At 48.7% G+C, this 17326-nt stretch carries 16 protein-coding genes, 1 tRNA gene and 1 pseudogene; 12 read left to right on the top strand and 6 right to left on the bottom strand.

The window, feature by feature from the left end; translation table 11 throughout:
• Positions 1–61 precede the first annotated feature (61 nt).
• On the bottom strand, positions 62–1159 hold the full coding sequence (locus FCL47_RS12790) for a DUF4388 domain-containing protein (protein WP_136813889.1): 1098 nt from the start codon (positions 1157–1159) through the stop codon (positions 62–64).
• A 311-nt stretch (positions 1160–1470) separates the two neighbouring features.
• On the opposite strand from FCL47_RS12790, the gene rpsT reads away from it, so the two are divergent.
• The 6 genes from rpsT (at position 1471) to FCL47_RS12760 (ending at position 6674) form a co-directional block, all read left to right on the top strand.
• Complete coding sequence (rpsT, locus tag FCL47_RS12785; RefSeq protein ID WP_136813888.1) at positions 1471–1743, top strand: 30S ribosomal protein S20; 273 nt, start codon at positions 1471–1473, stop codon at positions 1741–1743.
• Between the two features lie 283 nt (positions 1744–2026).
• Positions 2027–3520, top strand: a complete 1494-nt coding sequence (gene trpE, locus FCL47_RS12780; protein WP_136813887.1) for an anthranilate synthase component I — start codon at positions 2027–2029, stop codon at positions 3518–3520.
• Between the two features lie 3 nt (positions 3521–3523).
• On the top strand, positions 3524–4129 hold the full coding sequence (locus FCL47_RS12775; protein WP_136813886.1) for an aminodeoxychorismate/anthranilate synthase component II: 606 nt from the start codon (positions 3524–3526) through the stop codon (positions 4127–4129).
• Between the two features lie 41 nt (positions 4130–4170).
• Entirely contained in the window at positions 4171–5226 is a 1056-nt protein-coding gene (trpD, locus tag FCL47_RS12770; protein ID WP_136813885.1) for an anthranilate phosphoribosyltransferase, read from the top strand.
• 3 nt (positions 5227–5229) lie between these two features.
• Positions 5230–6003, top strand: a complete 774-nt coding sequence (gene trpC, locus FCL47_RS12765) for an indole-3-glycerol phosphate synthase TrpC (protein WP_136813884.1) — start codon at positions 5230–5232, stop codon at positions 6001–6003.
• 11 nt (positions 6004–6014) lie between these two features.
• On the top strand, positions 6015–6674 hold the full coding sequence (locus FCL47_RS12760) for a phosphoribosylanthranilate isomerase (protein WP_240744231.1): 660 nt from the start codon (positions 6015–6017) through the stop codon (positions 6672–6674).
• A gap of 12 nt (positions 6675–6686) precedes the next feature.
• Here the strand turns inward: FCL47_RS12760 and FCL47_RS25325 are convergent, their stop codons facing one another.
• Together FCL47_RS25325 and FCL47_RS12750 are read right to left on the bottom strand one after the other, a co-directional pair.
• Positions 6687–7436: a septal ring lytic transglycosylase RlpA family protein gene (locus FCL47_RS25325; protein WP_136813883.1), complete on the bottom strand. Its 750-nt coding sequence runs from the start codon at positions 7434–7436 to the stop codon at positions 6687–6689.
• Between the two features lie 3 nt (positions 7437–7439).
• Positions 7440–8906 (bottom strand): cytochrome c3 family protein, encoded by a 1467-nt coding sequence (locus tag FCL47_RS12750; RefSeq protein ID WP_167496475.1) that lies wholly within the window; start codon positions 8904–8906, stop codon positions 7440–7442.
• A gap of 213 nt (positions 8907–9119) precedes the next feature.
• Here FCL47_RS12750 and FCL47_RS12745 point away from each other — a divergent pair.
• Positions 9120–9195, top strand: a tRNA-Thr gene (locus FCL47_RS12745).
• Between the two features lie 391 nt (positions 9196–9586).
• Here the strand turns inward: FCL47_RS12745 and FCL47_RS12740 are convergent.
• Complete coding sequence (locus FCL47_RS12740; RefSeq protein WP_136813881.1) at positions 9587–9874, bottom strand: integration host factor subunit alpha; 288 nt, start codon at positions 9872–9874, stop codon at positions 9587–9589.
• A gap of 684 nt (positions 9875–10558) precedes the next feature.
• Between FCL47_RS12740 and FCL47_RS12735 the strand changes: the two genes are divergently transcribed.
• The 3 genes from FCL47_RS12735 (at position 10559) to ilvN (ending at position 12902) form a co-directional block, all read left to right on the top strand.
• Positions 10559–10798: a hypothetical protein gene (locus FCL47_RS12735; protein ID WP_136813880.1), complete on the top strand. Its 240-nt coding sequence runs from the start codon at positions 10559–10561 to the stop codon at positions 10796–10798.
• Positions 10799–10915: 117 nt separating this feature from the next.
• On the top strand, positions 10916–12607 hold the full coding sequence (gene ilvB / locus FCL47_RS12730) for an acetolactate synthase large subunit (protein WP_136813879.1): 1692 nt from the start codon (positions 10916–10918) through the stop codon (positions 12605–12607).
• Positions 12585–12902, top strand: coding sequence for an acetolactate synthase small subunit (ilvN, locus tag FCL47_RS12725; RefSeq protein ID WP_240744230.1), 318 nt, complete (start codon positions 12585–12587; stop codon positions 12900–12902). Before ilvB ends, ilvN begins: the two co-directional genes overlap by 23 nt.
• A gap of 166 nt (positions 12903–13068) precedes the next feature.
• On the opposite strand, the gene FCL47_RS12720 is transcribed toward ilvN, so the two are convergent.
• Complete coding sequence (locus FCL47_RS12720) at positions 13069–13953, bottom strand: DUF2971 domain-containing protein (protein ID WP_136813878.1); 885 nt, start codon at positions 13951–13953, stop codon at positions 13069–13071.
• Between the two features lie 376 nt (positions 13954–14329).
• On the opposite strand from FCL47_RS12720, the gene FCL47_RS12715 reads away from it, so the two are divergent.
• Both FCL47_RS12715 and FCL47_RS12710 read left to right on the top strand, forming a co-directional pair.
• Positions 14330–15022, top strand: coding sequence for a DUF554 domain-containing protein (locus FCL47_RS12715; RefSeq protein ID WP_136813877.1), 693 nt, complete (start codon positions 14330–14332; stop codon positions 15020–15022).
• 59 nt (positions 15023–15081) lie between these two features.
• Positions 15082–15399 (top strand): annotated as a pseudogene (locus FCL47_RS12710) (YajD family HNH nuclease); the annotation flags it as partial.
• Between the two features lie 47 nt (positions 15400–15446).
• Here the strand turns inward: FCL47_RS12710 and FCL47_RS12705 are convergent.
• Entirely contained in the window at positions 15447–17102 is a 1656-nt protein-coding gene (locus tag FCL47_RS12705) for an ExeA family protein (protein ID WP_136813875.1), read from the bottom strand.
• Between the last annotated feature and the right edge of the window lie 224 nt (positions 17103–17326).

The raw sequence follows: 17326 nt of genomic DNA, 5'->3' as shown, positions 1-17326 counted from the left end.
GTACGTCGAACTGGTAGAGATTTTACAGCAACGAAGCAGGTGAAGAATTTTTACGACACCATCAGTTGGTATTCTGATTTTTCCCTTCATCAAGCCTGCGCATTCCTTCCATAAGCAGTTTCATGAAAAAGCCTATTTCCGGGGTTCGGAAATCTTCCTGGGCGATGCCGGGAGTGAAGCGAAAACGGCCCGATTTTTCTTTAAGTATCTGATAAAATGCCATGTCTCCGGCATGTTCATCATATTTTGCTTTGATCAGAGCCCCCTGTCTAAAGGAGAATCGGGCGGTTCCCTTGCTGAGGTTGGAAAGCGTCAGAATACCGGTTTTGTTGTTCATGTTTAAGGTCTGGAAAAGCGCCTCCGGGGGGATTTCTGACAGGTTGCCGGTAATTCCTGAGCTGAGATCTTCGGCACGGATCCTGTTGGACTTGTTCAATCTTTCGGCCATGAGCCGTGAAAAATAGCGCTGGATTTCAGGATAGATATCGAGAATTTTGTGAAAATTTGGTTGGTCAATATACAGGATGGAACTCGGTTCTTTTACTTGAATCGTGGCATTGACAATATCGTTGCAGATAAGACTCATCTCGCCGAAAACTTCTCCGGTGTCGAGGGTCGAGATAATAATTCCCGCATGGTTTAACACATTAACCGTTCCCGACACTATTATATAGAATCTGCCGCCGGGATCACCTTTGCTGATGACAATATCGCCAGGCTGGTATGTATTCAGCTTGAAATAACTGATGACTGCATCGAGATTTTTCTGGTCGATATTTTTGAAAAAAGGAAAGCTGCTCAGCAGGTGGACAATTGAGCCGAGTTCATCGGAGAGGGTGTCTTGACCAAGTTTCTGGAGATGCTCATCTTTGCTGTGCTCAAGTCGTATCGAGCCGGTACAGCCGCTGCAATTGATCATGCAGACAGGTATTTTGTCACCCCTTTCGTATTGAACAACCAGTTTGGACAGATCGGCGTTTAACACCTTGCACATCTTTTTCCCGGCCGGATAACTGATGATTGAGGTTGTGATAAAACTGTTCTCATTGTCGTTTGCCAGTGGGATGGCTATCCCCGAGAGGGCAAAGCTATCGTTGAATGCATAGATGGGGCAGCTGCGATTTTCAACGATCTTAAATAATATTTTGGGAAACCCCATGGCACCGGCCTTCATTGTACGTATTGATTCTGGGCTAGCCAGACGAGTAATTCCATCCGCTGTCTTCACTCAAAGCATATCGTATGTTCAGGCTGGGTGTCAAATCGGCGATGAAAGATATCCGCTGCAAAATGACGATGCGCGATTGATGATATTTGTTGACATTGTCTTCTTCTTGCATTATAAATTATTCGCTTCACGATATGAAATTTTCAGGATCGGCGCAGATCTGTGCGATCACGATCCCTGATGTACAAAAATATATTTAACTCATCTAATCGAAGAGATACGATAATTACAGGAGGAAGTACGTGGCAAATCATAAATCCGCTGAAAAGAGAAACCGTCAAGCTCAGGCGAGCCGTTTGCGCAACAAGATGAATAAAACAAAAATGAAAACAATCATTCGCAAACTCGATGAAGCCGTGGTTGCCGGAACAGCAGATGTAGCACAGGACGTTCTGAAAGAAGCCACTTCGGTTATAGCCAAGACCGCGAGCAAGGGTACTATTCACAAGCGGAATGCATCTCGAAAAATTTCTCGACTCGCCAAGCGTGTAAATAAAATGACCACCGCTGCGTAAGTTGTTTTGCTGCCGTTGCTGTAAAGCGGTTGCTGAAAGGTGAAAAAGGGCCATGGAATCGTAAGATTTCATGGCCCTTTTTTTATCCTTCACATTACAACCACTTACCCCGCCCAAAAGATTTGCGGGGTAAGTTCCTTCACGAAATACTTTGCTTGAACAGCATAAGCAAAGTATTTCTAAGTCACTAACAGGCTGGACAAGACCACGAGGCAGCTGGTATGTTCATGTTCGCCTTAAATATTTCATTTTTTTCACCTATCCCTTGATTGAGTCTAAGAACATGTTTTTACCGGACAAACAGCAATTTAACAATGATATGGCCACCGCCCGGTTAATCCCGGTATGTACGGAAATAGTTGCCGATCTTGATAACCCGTTAACCCTTTTTGCCAAGGTTGCCGAAGGGCACAGCCATGTTTTTCTCTTTGAGAGTATGGAGGGCGGTGAAAAGTGGGGGCGGTTCTCTTTTATTGGCTACGATCCGCTGGTGACGTTTACTTCCACGGCCGATTCAATCCAGCTGGATGAAGTGAAAAACGGTATCAGGGCAAGCCGGAGTTTTTCATCAGACCCCCTGCAGGCTCTGAAATCGATGATCGAAGAGCTTGCTGCCGCCGAATACGAGCATCTGCCAAGGTTCTGCGGCGGTGCTGTTGGATTCCTCGGCTACGACATGGTCCGATTCATGGAGGAACTCCCCGACAGTCGGCCGGCCACTGATTTTCCTGATTCCTCTTTCATGGTACCGAAAATTGTTCTGGTTCATGACAGTTTCAAGCAGACCGTGACCATCGTCTGCTGGGTGCAGGTTGATCCCGAGAGTGATGGAAACATGCTGTATGATCAGGCTGTGGAACTGATTCATGGTGTCACCGCAAAAATTAAACGCCCGGTTTCCGCCGAATTTTTTGCAGCGAGCGGAAGCGACGGCGCCATCTCCCATGACTTTTCCTCCAATATGGCCCAGGCTCAGTTTGAAGCCATGGTGGAGAAAGCCAAAGAATACATCATCGCCGGCGACATTATTCAAGTCGTGCTCTCGCAGCGATTTCACACCAGAACCGACCTGGCCCCAATGGTTCTGTATCGGGCGCTGCGACATATTAATCCAAGTCCGTATCTGTTTTTTCTGCAGCTGGGCGACGTTATTCAAATTGGTTCTTCCCCTGAGATTCTGGTGCGGAAAGAAGGCGACAACATCGAGCTGCGGCCGATAGCCGGCACCAGAAAACGCGGGGCAACACCGGAAAAAGACCTGGCACTGGAGCGTGAGCTGCTGGCGGACCCAAAAGAAACGGCAGAACATTTGATGCTGGTTGACCTTGGCCGCAACGATGTTGGCCGGGTGGCGAAAGGCGGCCGTGTCGAGGTCCAGGATCTGTTGGTTATTGAGCGATACAGCCATGTTATGCATATCGTTTCCGGTGTTCATGGCGAGATTGCCGAGGATAAAGATCAATTTGATGTGATGGCGGCCTGTTTCCCGGCTGGTACGGTCAGTGGCGCCCCGAAAATCAGGGCAATGCAGATAATCGATGAACTGGAAAAGGACAAACGGGGCCCCTATGCCGGGGCTGTCGGTTATTTTGGTTTCTCCGGCAATATGGATTTTTGTATTACCATCAGGACCTTTGTCATGAAGGGAAAAGATCTGTATATCCAGGCTGGAGCCGGGATTGTTGCCGACTCTGTACCGGAAAAAGAATATGAGGAAACGGTTAATAAATCATTGGGTCTGCGCCGTGCTGTTGAACTTGCCGAGAAGGGATTTTAGAAAATGCTTGTAATAATTGATAATTACGATTCTTTCACTTATAACATTGTGCAGACAGTCGCGGCCAATGGATTGAAAGAAGGCCGAACCGAAGATATCCGGGTGTTTCGTAACGATAAAATTACCGTCCAGGAGATTGAAGCGCTGCAGCCCGACCGATTGTTGATTTCGCCGGGACCCTGCACGCCGAGTGAGGCGGGGATTTCCATCGAGGCAATTAAATATTTTGCCGGCAAACTGCCGATTCTGGGTGTTTGCCTGGGCCATCAGGCGATAGGGGAGGCATTTGGCGGCACGGTCATTCGTGCCTCCCGGATAATGCACGGTAAAACGAGCCCGATGGAGCATGACGGTCGCGGTGTTTTCACCGGACTGCCGCATCCTTTTGATGGTATGCGTTATCATTCTCTGGTGGTGCAGGAAAGCGACTTTCCAGAATGTCTGGAGGTGAGCTGCCGATCCGATCAAAACGAGCTGATGGGCCTGCGTCATAAAACTCTGCCTATCGAAGGCGTTCAGTTTCACCCGGAATCGATTATGACGCCCGCAGGGATAACCCTTCTGAAAAATTTTCTGGCAACCGATTATCTCAAGCTGTTGCGGCCATGAAAGAGGTTTGCGAAAAAAAATAAATCCTACGAATAAAAATCATGAATATTAAAGAAGCGATCAGCAAAATTGTTACCAGCCAGAACCTTACTGAGTCGGAAATGGTTTCGGTAATGAACGATATTATGGACGGCAATGCCACCGATGCCCAGATAGGCTCTTTTATCACCGCGCTCAGGATGAAAGGGGAAACCATCGATGAAATTGTAGGGGCTGTCCGGGTCATGCGCTCCAAGGCTACCTTTGTCGATTCCGGCGTCGATACCGCCGGCGGCGCTGTTCTGATGGATATCGTCGGCACTGGTGGGGATGGTTCGGGTACCTTTAATGTTTCAACAACCACCGCCTTTGTCGTGGCTGCGGCCGGTATTCCGGTGGCCAAACATGGCAACAGAGCGGTTTCTTCCCAGTGTGGCAGTGCCGATGTCCTGGAAGCACTCGGGGTAGACTTAAGTCTTCCCGCCGAAGCTGTTTCTCAGTGTGTACGATCGGTGGGGATTGGTTTTCTTTTTGCGCCCATGCTGCACGGGGCGATGAAATATGCTATCGGGCCGCGCCGGGAAATCGGTATCCGGTCCATTTTCAATATCCTGGGGCCAATGACCAATCCGGCGGGAGCAAATGTCCAGCTCACCGGAGTCTTTGCCAGAGAATTGACAACGGTCCTCGCCAATGTACTGGTTCGCCTGGGCATAAAACGTACCCTCGTAGTCTGGGGTGAGGGGAATATGGACGAATTGACCGTTACCGGTACTTCGTATATAGCCGATGGTTTTGACGGTAAGGTAACCAGCTACACCCTGGAGCCTGAGGATGTCGGTTTGACCCGGGCATCGCTCATTGATATTAAAGGCGGTGCGACCGCAATTGAGGCTGCACAGCAGGTTCGATCGGTACTGCAGGGCGAACCCGGAGCCAAGCTCGACATGGTGCTGTTCAATGCCGGGGCGTCGCTCCTGGCTGCGGGTAAGGCCGGTACCATTAAGGAAGGCATTGCCCAGGCAAGAGAGCTTGTTGCATCGGGTGCGGCCTTGAAAAAACTTGACCAGTTAGTCAGCTTTTCGGCTCAGGCCGGCAAGGCGCCAAAGGCGGATTGATGTATGATTCTCGATACTATTGTTGCCCAGAAAAAAATTGAGGTCGCCCACCTACGCAATAAAGGAATCTGCCTGCCGCCGGAATTCAGGGATAAAGCCATTGATCCGCCGCGCGGTTTCACCAGTTCGCTCACCAGGTACCCGGACGTTGCCATCATAGCCGAGGTGAAAAAGGCATCCCCCTCCAAGGGCGTAATATGTGCCGATTTTCGACCGGTCGATATTGCTGTCAACTATCAACAAAATGGTGCCCAGGCGATTTCTGTTCTGACCGATGTGCAGTTTTTTCAAGGGGCGCTGCTCTATATGATGCAGGTTCGTGAAGCGGTTGCCCTGCCTGTGCTGAGGAAGGATTTCATCATCGATGCCTTGCAGATCGAGGAAGCGCATCTGCACGGTGCAGATGCCATCCTGTTGATTGCCGCCATCCTTGATCTGTCGCAGCTGCGTGATTATCAGGCCTGTGCCGCAGGGTACGGGATGGATGTGCTGGTCGAGGTGCACGACGAATGGGAAACGGAACTGGCCCTGGAGGCGGGCAGTGCGCTCATTGGCGTAAATAATCGAAATCTTAAAGATTTTTCGATGGATATTGAGACGACGTTCAGATTAAAGAAATATATTCCGGCAGAAATTCCCGTGGTCAGTGAATCGGGGTTGAAAACTGTGGATGATTTCAGGCGATTGCGTGATGAGCAAATCAGTGCTGCCCTCGTTGGGGAAACCCTGATGCGGGCAGGAGCCGACAGTGCTCTGCTGCGGTCATTGCGCGAATAGGGGTTTTGGCTTTGGAGAAAAGCACCTTACAACGAACGCGGGTAAAGATGTGCGGCACCACGCGCCTGGAAGATGCCCTGGCAGCAGTCGACTCCGGGGTCGATGCGCTGGGGTTTATTTTTTACCGCAAAAGCCTCCGCTGCATTTCCCGTGACGCAGCGTACCAGATAATTCAGCAACTTCCCCCCTTCGTTGACAGGGTCGCGGTCTTTGTCGATGCGTCGATGGCAGAGTTGGTCAGCACCGCCGAAAGGGGGTTTTCTTTTGTGCAGCTGCATGGCACCGAGTCGGCAGATTACTGCCGGCAAATACGGCAGAAACTTCCTTTGCATGGGATTATAAAGGCCTTTCGAGTTGGTGAAAAAAGTTGCATCGACGAATTTACTCCGTATAACGACTGTGTCGATGCCTTCCTTCTGGATACCTTTGTCAAAGGGGCACGCGGCGGCACGGGCGAGATCTTTGACTGGTCGATAATCGAGCGACTGAAGCTGCAACGACCAGTCATTCTGGCTGGTGGCTTGTCGCCTGAAAATGTGGCCGGTGCCATCGCCGCAGTGCACCCGTATGCGGTGGACATCAACTCAGGCGTGGAATCACAACCGGGAGTTAAAAACCACGCCCGTCTGCGGGAATTGCTGCGGTCAGTCTATCACGCAACAATTGCCTAGACCATAGAGCACTCACCGGGCGACAACAAATGCGCCGACCCAGCCGCGTTCATGCAGTGCGTTTTCTGCCCGCTTGGCGTTTTGTAGAGTTTTTCCAGCATATACCTGTACTCTGTTGACGATTGATTCTCCTTCATAATCCTTCTGGATGATGGCGGTATGGCCGGAATCGGCGAACCGTTTCTGCAGTTTTACCGCATTGCTTGCCTTGGCAAAGGCCCCTATCTGGACATAAAACTCACCCGCAGACAAATCCTGATAAACGAGAGTTGGTGGTTTGCCAGGTTTGGCGACCGCCTCCTCTTGCCCGAGCGCGACCGCTTGAACCCGGGCAATGCCATGTTGGGCAATACCAAGCGACTCTGCGGCCTTAAAACTCAAATCAACGATTCGTCCCTGCACAAAAGGCCCCCGGTCATTGATCCGGACTACCGTAGTCTTGCCGTTATCGAGGTTTTTAATCAACAGCATGGTGTTCATCGGCAGGGTCTTATGGGCGGCAGTCATCGCATGCATGTCATAGGTCTCGCCATTTGAGGTCTTTCTGCCATGGAATTTTCCTCCATACCAGGAAGCAATGCCATTTTCACTATATCCCTCGGCGGAAGGAATTGGATAATACCTTACATTGTTGATGACATAAGGTTTCTGGGTGGCAGGAGATCGGGTACCGGTTACCTTCTCTTTGGGAACGGAATGAACGGAACAGCTGGTCATGAGAAGAAGGCAGCACAGCAGGTGAAGGAGAGTCTTATCTGTCATAGCCTAATCAGTTGGACGATTTTTTTCTGGTTTGCCTGTGCTTGTCTGGGCGGCACGTTCTGTTGCCAGAAACTGTTCAATACGTTCTCTATAAAAAAAACCTGCCGGTCCGGTCGTGTGCGGAGTATAGGACCGTAAACCTTTATCAGGAGCCTGCGACGGCACGGAATCAAACCGGACATTCTCCTCTTCGTCAATCCACGAGAGGTGAAAATCGAGCAGTGGACGCATGGTGGTTATATTTCCTTGTGCATCCCTGCCGAGCAGCGGAATTTCCCAGCGACGCATAGTAAACCCTTTATACCAGAGGCCCGTTTCCGTCTGACCTGTTAGAGTGTCGGTCATTTCCGGCGGCAGTTCAGTTTGATCGAAATCGTTGTTGTTGTCAATAATGGTCTCAACGGCAAAATCTCCCTGCACCGACAGGTTGGCCCACATGTTGAAATCATCGGTATCGGACCTGAGAAAGTGTTTGCCGATATCGTTAAATGTCCATTGGGCATGGCAGACCTGGCAATTGATTTTTCCTTTGAGTTCCTTGTGCGCAGGATGGCGCATGACGGGCATGGCGTGGTCTTTGCCGTTACGGCCATGGAGAACAAAAATCCCCTGCTGCTCAGCAACCTGGGCAGGTAAGGAGCGCTGCAGTTCTTCAAGTTGATGACATTTCTTACAGGAAGGTTTTTCACCAGCCGGATCCATCAGTTCCCGGCCTGAATGGCAGTCAATGCAGAGCATGCCCCGTGATTGATGAATATCCGGTTGCAGCTGGTGATATTCAACGCCATATGGTCGGAAATGTTTTTCTTTTGTGGTAAACGGCGTTCGGTATTCGACATTGAAATCATGTTCAAAACGGCCATAGTAGTCAAAGCCAACATAATTCCCATAGTGACATGACAGACACTGTTCATCGCCTGGTTTTTGCCAGCTGTGCGATGCCAGTTTCCCGTCTGTGAAGGACATGTGGCAGGCGGCACAGCCGGTACCATGGGTGACTGCCGGATAGTTGTCGCCGGAGCTGTAGAGATGGCATCGAAAGCATCTGCGCCGCAGCAGGTCATCCGCCAGATCCAGTACGGTTTCCGGATCACTTTTTTTCGGTGTTTGACGAAAGCTGGTCAGCGTGTTTTCCGCGCCGAATGCTTTCCTGAACATATTGGTACTGTTATTGAGAGTAAAGTGGACTGTGCCGACTATTCGGTTGACAGTTTCTGCATGGCAGTCGCCACATGCCCGGGCGAGATGCTCCGGGTGGGCGGGAAAGGGGATATAGCCCTGATGGGCGCTCTTCTTATCGGCTGCCTGGTCGTTGCCTTTATGACAGGATAGGCAGGATTGCTGATGGTTGGCGTCGGCTTGAACAGCATGACAGTCGATACATTTTTTGAGCACAATGCTTTTCTGCTCACCACTGGTGTAGCCTGGAAAAACAAAGAGAAAAACTATCAGGTAAAAAGCTTTGTTCATATCCTCAGGATATCCTGCTGTTTTTGCTTGAATTGTTGCATGACCTGCAGAGTATGTCACAATGCGAGGCGAATGGTCACCTGTTAAATTTTCATTAAAATTTATGAGTTTCTTATATTGTATAATAGTTGAACTTTCAATGATTACCTGATATAAAGGCGTACTGCAATGAGCCGGAGATCCTTCAGGTTCAGGTTGTATTGAGTCATACATGCCAGCATAGCTCAGTTGGTAGAGCGGCGCTCTCGTAAAGCGCAGGCCAGCGGTTCGATTCCGCTTGCTGGCTCCAGATATATTAAGGATTTACAGCTATCGTTGTAAATCCTTTTTTGTTTCTAGACCACCTATAGGACAATTATTGGGGGCCTGTATTCCAAACAAACTTATATATTGGAAATAGTGTGCCACGAGGCTACACGAAAGATGAGGGTAGGTCACTCGGAGTCGGCTTGCAGGAGCATGTTTCAACCCACCTTAAGCTGCTGTGGTAAAGAGCCATGGTGGTGAGCGTTAAGGAAAAGGCCCGGCAAGACCGGGTCAGGTGTGGATCATGAAGACGAGTAAATCACAAAACCTGTATCTCTGTCCCATTTGTCCGAACCTGCGGAGCACATCTTTGAAAAATGAGCTCGACTAAAAGGTAAATGATCGATTGAGATCCGATCTCTTTTACCAGATTTTCAGAAACCATTAATCTTGTTCTTGAGAATCCCTGATGGTTTAAAGGTCACAACCCTTCTGGCGTCAAGTATGATGGTTTCACCGCTTTGAGGATTGCGCCCATTCCTGGATTTTTTTTCTCTTACATTAAATTTTCCAAAGCCACTTATCAAAAGATCAGAACCCTCTGTGAGAGTATCCTTCGCAATACGAAGAAAAGCTTCTACCGCTTCAGTTGCCTGAACCCTTGTTAAACCCTCATGCGTATCGAAGACCCGCTGAGCCAGATCTGCTTTCGTCGTTTTCATTTCTTCTCCGGAATCGTTATTGGATGTTGTTGTCGTTTTGTGATGTTCCCTTCACGGTAAAACTTGTCTGCAACTATGTTGTATTCTCTTGAAGAGGTTACAACGCTTATTCTAGAAGCAAGCCGTGTGCCCAGAGATTCGATTCTTTTTAATGAGAAAGTGCAGGGCTGTCTGGTAGTATGATATGTTGTTTAATATTAATGAATTAGGGGTGACACAACAAGGGGAATGCAAGTGATATATTGGTAAAAGTATGACAGCAATTATCTGTTGCCAAGGAGATCGATTCTAATCCTCTGATCCGGTGACAATATTTGTCATACATTGTCGTATATTGTCACCTCGCTGGTGTTAATTTTTTGCACAATACTAAATTATTCTCATCAATTGAGCAGTAATGCGCTGAAAAAGTAGCGATTTGCTCTTCTCTGGCAAAAATGTTTGTCAGTGGTCCTTTTTTTGCACATTGTGTCGAACAGTTAATATCTCTAAGACACACAAAACATGCATGTTAAAATACTCATAAAATCACTTGCCGAAAGAGCTGGAAAGAGCCTGACTGTTCTTTTGCTGGCGTGCACGGTTATCGCAATACTTGCAGGAATTCTTATTTCAGCAATTCTCAATTATCACTGATTGTTTTGTGAAATCAGGCAGGAGTCACCCTTTGCCCAGGTCATGCTCATGGAAGTTTTCCCCGAATTGGTCATCTACAGAAGGCAGATAAGAAGTGGCGCCAAAAAACTGTTGACTGGATTCAGTGATTCTGCTAATCGTTTAAGGGATATTCGTAATTATTCATTTAATCCCGCTCAGACAGAAATGCATTCAGCTTCAGCAACCACTAACAGCGTTATTCTCAACATGGCACTCGTCCTTAGTGTGGTGGTTGTGGTCCGAACGGTTGAAGGCGGAGTGCCATGAGGGATTAAAATCATATAAAATTAATTATTTAACCCCTGTCGGCGCTTCGCCGGCAGGGGTTTTTTTTGTCCTTGCTCCGGTCGCCGACGCAGAAATTCCAATTGACAGGAGGAACACATGTATACGATGAATGGAGCCCAGTTAATAATCAAGATGCTGGAGCGTCAGGGTGTTGAGCTGATAGCCGGCATACCGGGAGGGGCGAATCTTCCCCTTTATGATGCCTTGTTTGCATCATCTGCAATTAAACATATTCTTTGCCGGCATGAGCAGGGGGCAGGCTTTCTTGCCCAGGGCATCTCCCGTTCCACCGGCAAGGCCGCGGTCTGTTTTGCTACCTCCGGACCCGGAGCCACAAACATTCTTACTGCCATTGCCGATGCCTATCTGGATTCCATACCTGTTGTCTGTATTACCGGTCAGGTTCCCGCGTCATTGATTGGCACCGATGCATTTCAGGAAGTTGATACCTACGGCATGTCTATCCCTGTCACCAAACACAATAATTTAGTGAGATCTGTGACTGATTTGCTTTATATCATTCCGAAGGCCTTTGAACTCGCCCTGTCCGGAAGGCCCGGCCCGGTGTTGATTGATGTCCCAAAAGATATTCAGACAGCAATGATTTCCTTTTTGAAGTGGCCGCAACCGGGGTGCTGCCTGGAGCAGAAACCAACAGACAGTTCTCAGCTTGCCATGGCTGCCGAGATGATTAACACGGCAAAACGGCCGATTCTCTGCCTTGGCGGCGGCATTATTCATGCGGGGGCGTCGGAGGCGGCAAGAGCTCTTATCGAGAAGTCTTCCATCCCTGCAACCATGACCCTCATGGGACTCGGGGCCTTGGCTGCCGACCATCCATTGTCTCTCGGGATGCTCGGCATGCATGCAGCACGTTCCACCAATATGGCCTTGCAGCACTGCGATCTGTTTATCGCTGCCGGAGCACGGTTTGATGACAGAGCGACGGGCAAAATAGTCGAGTTTTGTCCTGAGGCTAGGGTTATTCATATGGATATTGACCCCAGCGAACTGTCAAAACTCAAGACTGCCCATATTGCTTTGGCCGGAGATGTGAAAGAGTCGCTGCACGCGCTGCTGCCAACGCTTGAGCCAAACGGGCGGAAGATCTGGCGAAACTACATTGAGGTTTTGCAGGAGATGTATCCACTCACTTCGCCCGAGGCCGTCGTTCCGGAAAAGCCATACGGACTTATCCTCAAAATCTCGGAGCTACTGCAAGAGAATGGTTTCGTGGCTACCGATGTTGGCAAGCATCAGATGTGGACCGCCCAGGTTTTCCCCTTTACCAGACCGCGACAGCTTCTCACTTCCGGTGGCTTGGGAACCATGGGGTTTGGCCTTCCTGCTGCTATTGGTGCAGCCTTAGCTTTTCCGGATAGACAGGTCGTTCTGTTTACCGGGGACGGCAGCCTGCAGATGAATATTCAGGAACTGGCAACGGCAGTTGAACAGCAGGTTAATGTGAAGATTATCGTCATGAATAATAAATCTCTTGGGTTGGTTCGCCAGCAGCAGAATCTTTTCTATCAGAAACAGTATTTTGCTTGCGATTTCCAGATAGATATCGACTTTGCCGCCATCGCTAAAGGCTTTGGCATGAAAGCTTTTAACGCTGAGCCGGGCTGTAATGTCGCTGAGCTCCTGTCGGTTATTCTTACCCAACCGGGGCCGTGCCTCATTAATGTTCCGGTTGGTGTGGAGGAAGAGGTGTATCCAATGGTTCCTCCGGGAGCTTCGAACAGTATCATGCTTGGAGGATGCAATGCAGAAAAATGTAAATGTTGAGATGATCGACAAAGAAAACAGATCGGCTGTTATGGTGCTTGAATTGATGGTCAACAATCATCCAGGTGTCATGTCACATATCTGCGGTCTTTTTTCACGTCGAGCCTATAATTTAGAAGGAATTGTGTGCATGCCCATTGGAGCAGGCGAGCTCAGTCGGATGTGGCTGCAGGTGAATGAGGAATTGAAGCTCGAACAGGTGATCAAACAGGTGCAGAAACTCCCTGACGTGGTCAGTGTTGCGCGACACGCGGCAGGGCACCCGGTTTTCAGCGGACTGGCTGCTTTTATGTAAAAAAGGATGTGAAAAATAAGGCAATCGCGATGAAACAGCACAAGTTCAACGCCATGATTCGCAGAGTTAAAAAGGAATCAAAGAATCGGAACATGTTGAGCTTCTGCGATACTCAGCCGATGGCTACCTTGAATGTCGGCACATCATGGTCTGCCTGGTGCTGCTCTTAACGGGCGCGATAGGGAATTCGGCAGTAGGAGATGCCCCTGTCGGGTCGAATACCGTTCTTTGCTAAAAACATAGTCAGGGAGTTCATTGAGATGGTGATATTCGGGGTGGGGCCCAGGAAAAGATGATTGAGGGAGAGTGGGGCATTGTTTTTAGAACTGAAGTGAAATTCTATATAGGGCACCAGCATTGAGGTGCCCTCGCGAAAGAGAACCGGTGCCTTGACGTAATCGGTGATGACCGGCGAGACGATGCGCCATTCTTCTTCTTCGGCAAATGATGGATGCTTTAAAATTGCGGCAATACGCAGCAGGTCACTTTCCAGCATATGAAAGATGGAATGATAGGAGTGTTCGCCGGTTTCACCCTGATTATTTAATGCAGGGTGATGGCCTTCGGCAAGGACTTCCACGGCATCGATGACCTGGCTGATCAGCTTTTGCTGGCTTTTGCTGCAGTAGATACATTTGCCGATCTGGAAAGACTGTTGCCTGGCACAGCGCAGGATATAGTCGGGATCAAAGCCGAGGCTGACCCCTTTGCCAAGCCTGCTGTAACCACGCCATTGACTGAGCATGTTGCCGTTTGACCGAAAGGAAGAGGCGAAAAGCATATGACCGTTGGTTATGCGATGGGTAACCCAGTCGAGAAACTGGTTGAGAAGGTCCGGTTTTGTATGGCCGGAGGCGATCCGCTGGTTGATTTCCATGCGGAGAAGATCAGCTGTATGCTTGAGTTCGGCTGAATCATTCATGTATCTGATATCACTGGCCCAGAGCGCTCGGCTGGCAACGATACCTAACAGTCCTGTGAAACTGGTATAGTGGTAGAGAGGTTCCTGAGGAATATCGGAATACAGTCTGGATGTTATATCATGTATCATAGGAGAATCTTACGGTTGCAGTGAACAGTCTGAATAAATATTGTGCTTACCTCTAAACCTCAGCTATCTGGGGTTATGAGGTGCCCTTTGCACGGGACGCCGTAAACCCATCCCTGGGGGGCTTTGCTGCAGCCGTCCTTGGCTGCAAGACCCGAAAAACGAACAGCTCACACCCTTCCATTCCGACAGGCTGAGTTTGAGGGGCAATCGGAATAGAGGATGTCGTGTAAATTGAGTCTTGTGATCTAAATAATCATTAAAAGAAACGTTTCAAAATCTTTTCAGAGTGTTATAACTGCCATTTTGTGCAAGCGCCGAGTCCATGGCTGCCTGCAATGTTAGTTTATCTTTTTTTAATACCACCAGGAAAGTGAATATGCTGGGTACAATCGTCAATGCATTAGCCATTATAGCAGGCAGTTTGCTGGGGCTGCTCTTCAGCAAGGGTATCCCTGAAAATTATAAAGAAATTATTCTCAGCGGCGTTGGTCTCTCTGTTGTTTTGATCGGTATCAGAAGCGCCCTCGTTTCTAATAATCTGATGGTAATTATTTTCTCGGTAATAGTCGGCGCCCTGCTTGGTGAATGGTTGAAGATCGAGAAAAAACTTGAGCGTCTCGGTGTATTTCTGGAAAGCAAAGTTACTGCCAAGTCTGATGATTCAAAGTCGTTTGCCAGGGGATTTGTCACCGCCAGTCTGGTGTTTTGTGTTGGCTCCATGGCCATAGTCGGCTCCCTGGAGAGTGGTCTGACCGGGAACCATCAGACTCTCTTTGCCAAATCGGTTCTTGATGGAGTCACGTCCATTATTTTTGCCTCGGCGATGGGGCTTGGCGTGATGTTTTCAAGCCTTGCGGTGTTTATATATCAGGGCTTAATTACCATCACCGCCGTCTTTATGAAAAGTTTCCTGGTTCCGGCCACGATCCAGGAGATGACGTCCGTAGGCGGGTTGCTCATAATGGCTATTGGATTTAATATGCTGAAAATAACGACCATACGGGTGGGAAATTTAATCCCCGCCATTTTTCTGCCTTTGGTCTATTTTGCGCTGCGGCAATTGATTTAATAAACCTTTTGATGTTTGGTGTCAACGTGCTGGTATGAACACTCGTTACGGAGCACAAGAAAACAATGAAAAAAATCGAATATCGGGAACAGGCGTTGAAAATCCTCCCCTGGGTCTGCGCCAACTGCGGTCGTGACTTTACCGGAAAGAAATTAAAAGAGCTGACCGTGCACCACAAAGACCATAACTATAAAAACAATCCCCCGGATGGAAGCAACTGGGAGCTGCTGTGCATTTACTGTCACGACAACGAGCATTCCAGACTCCTGGATGCCGAGTGGCTGCCGACAGAGAATTCTGATGCAGACAAAGGAGTAACGACGACCCATACGCCGTTTGCCGCCTTGAAAAATCTATTGGGCAAGGCTGGTGATTGACGAGCAATGCGTGCACATATCAGCTTGCTATTATCAGTCATCACGATTCATCTGGAGCGATTTTTAAGCACCCAGTCTATAACAGCACCAGGATCAATGGGCTCGGGCGGGGGCTCATCTGAAACATCCTGCTCTTTTGGCGGCTGGCTGGGGCTGTTTGCCGTATCCGGCAAATCACCTTGCGTTTTCGTGCTGGTCTCCATGGTTCTTGTCAAATTCATTTGAGATGTCTCCTGCTGTTCGAGAAGGCCTGTCTCCTGCATGCTGTTTTCCTTTGCATCAGGGACAGCAGAAGTATCCGCTGCGGTGGTCACCTCTTTTTTCGCAGCAGGCATAGCAGGCGGGATCGCCACGTTGTCAGAAGTCACATCTTTGTCGCTTGGCTCGATTGGGGCAATGAGGGGAAGAGTATCCGTCTCGCCCGGACTGTCTGCAATTTCAGGTAGAGAATCAGCTCCAATGCCATTTGGCTGAAGCGGTTCGCCTGTTGGTGCAACACTTTCATCTGCTATCTTTGGCGCAGGCTCTGCTGGATGTTCTTTGCCGACCGGTTTTTTGGCAAACGGGGTACTTGCGCGGGGTGCATCAATTTCGCTGGCAACTTTGCGGATGTCAGAATCAGAGGTGAAGGGGCGATTCTGGGTATCTGCTGCGTGGGGATCGATGAAAAACTGCAGACCGTTTCTTTTGAAATACTGCAATGCTTTTTGGTACGATCTCGGAGGTGTGAAATATGTTATTAAAAAGACAGGTATCATGATCAGGATAACCATCCCGAAGGTTATCCCTGCCCGTCGTACATTTACTTTTTGTCGCAACTTGGGAGGGCTTCTCCTGATTTTTTTTGAACCGTCACCGGTCACAGATTCGGGAGAGTCGTTTTGGAGCGGTTGTGCGTTGGCGAGTGGACGAAGGTCCATAGCACACTCCCGGATCAAATCGCCATTGATTGTTTTCTTTTCCTGAGCGAATCCTAGCAGAAGGGCGTGATCGCATATTATATTGATGCGACGGGGAATGCCGGTTGAAAATTCGTATATTTTACTGAAGGCATCGGCGCTGAAGATACTGCTTTTTCCACCGGCGATTTTCAGGCGGTGCCGTACATAGTCTCCTGTTTCGCGTATATCCAGAGGTGCGATTGCGTAGTTGATGGCTATGGACTGATGCAATTTCTTGCTTTTGTTGTTCTGCAACAGATCGTTAAACGTGTTCTGGCCGATTAATAGTACCTTGAGTAATTTCGTCTCGTCATTTTCGATATTGGCAAGCTGCACTATTTCGTCAAGGAGCTGTACGTTCAAACGCTGACACTCGTCGATGACCAGTACGACTTTTTTGCCGAGGGTGGCGGAAGTATTGAGAAACTTACTGAAATGGGCAAAGAAATTGTCTTTAGTAGAAAACTTCTTTTTAAAATCGAGGGCATCGGATAAGTAATTCAAGAAATCGATCTCTTCCAGGCCGGGATCCAGGACTTTGATCACGATGAATTGGTCATCCAGATTGTTGAGCAGCGCATTGACCAACGTGGTTTTGCCGGTGCCGACATCCCCGGTAAGCAGAAGGATGCCGGGCATTTTGGAGATACCGTACTTGAAAATTGCAAGCGTTTCCTTCTGCTTTTCCCCGAACCAGAAAAAGCTCGGATTTGTGCTGTTCTGAAATGGTTTTAGTTTGAGCCCATAAAAGGAAAGATACATTTTGATCCACCCTTTAAGATTTTTTCACGCACAAAACGCGTAAAGTCGCGGCTTGCAGGAAAAAGAAGTGCTGGCAGTTTTAGCTCCTCCCCTGATAAACAGGAAGAAAGCAGGGATTTATGTTAATCCCGCCCAAAAGCTTTGCGGGACTCCGTTCAGTGCCCCCTTGAGGGGTATAAGTTCCTTCACGAAATAATTTTCTTGTAAACAACACAAGAAAATTA

The organism is Desulfopila sp. IMCC35006 (assembly GCF_005116645.1).
Taxonomy (GTDB): domain Bacteria; phylum Desulfobacterota; class Desulfobulbia; order Desulfobulbales; family Desulfocapsaceae; genus Desulforhopalus_A.
This window is presented reverse-complemented; position numbering and strand designations above follow the sequence as displayed.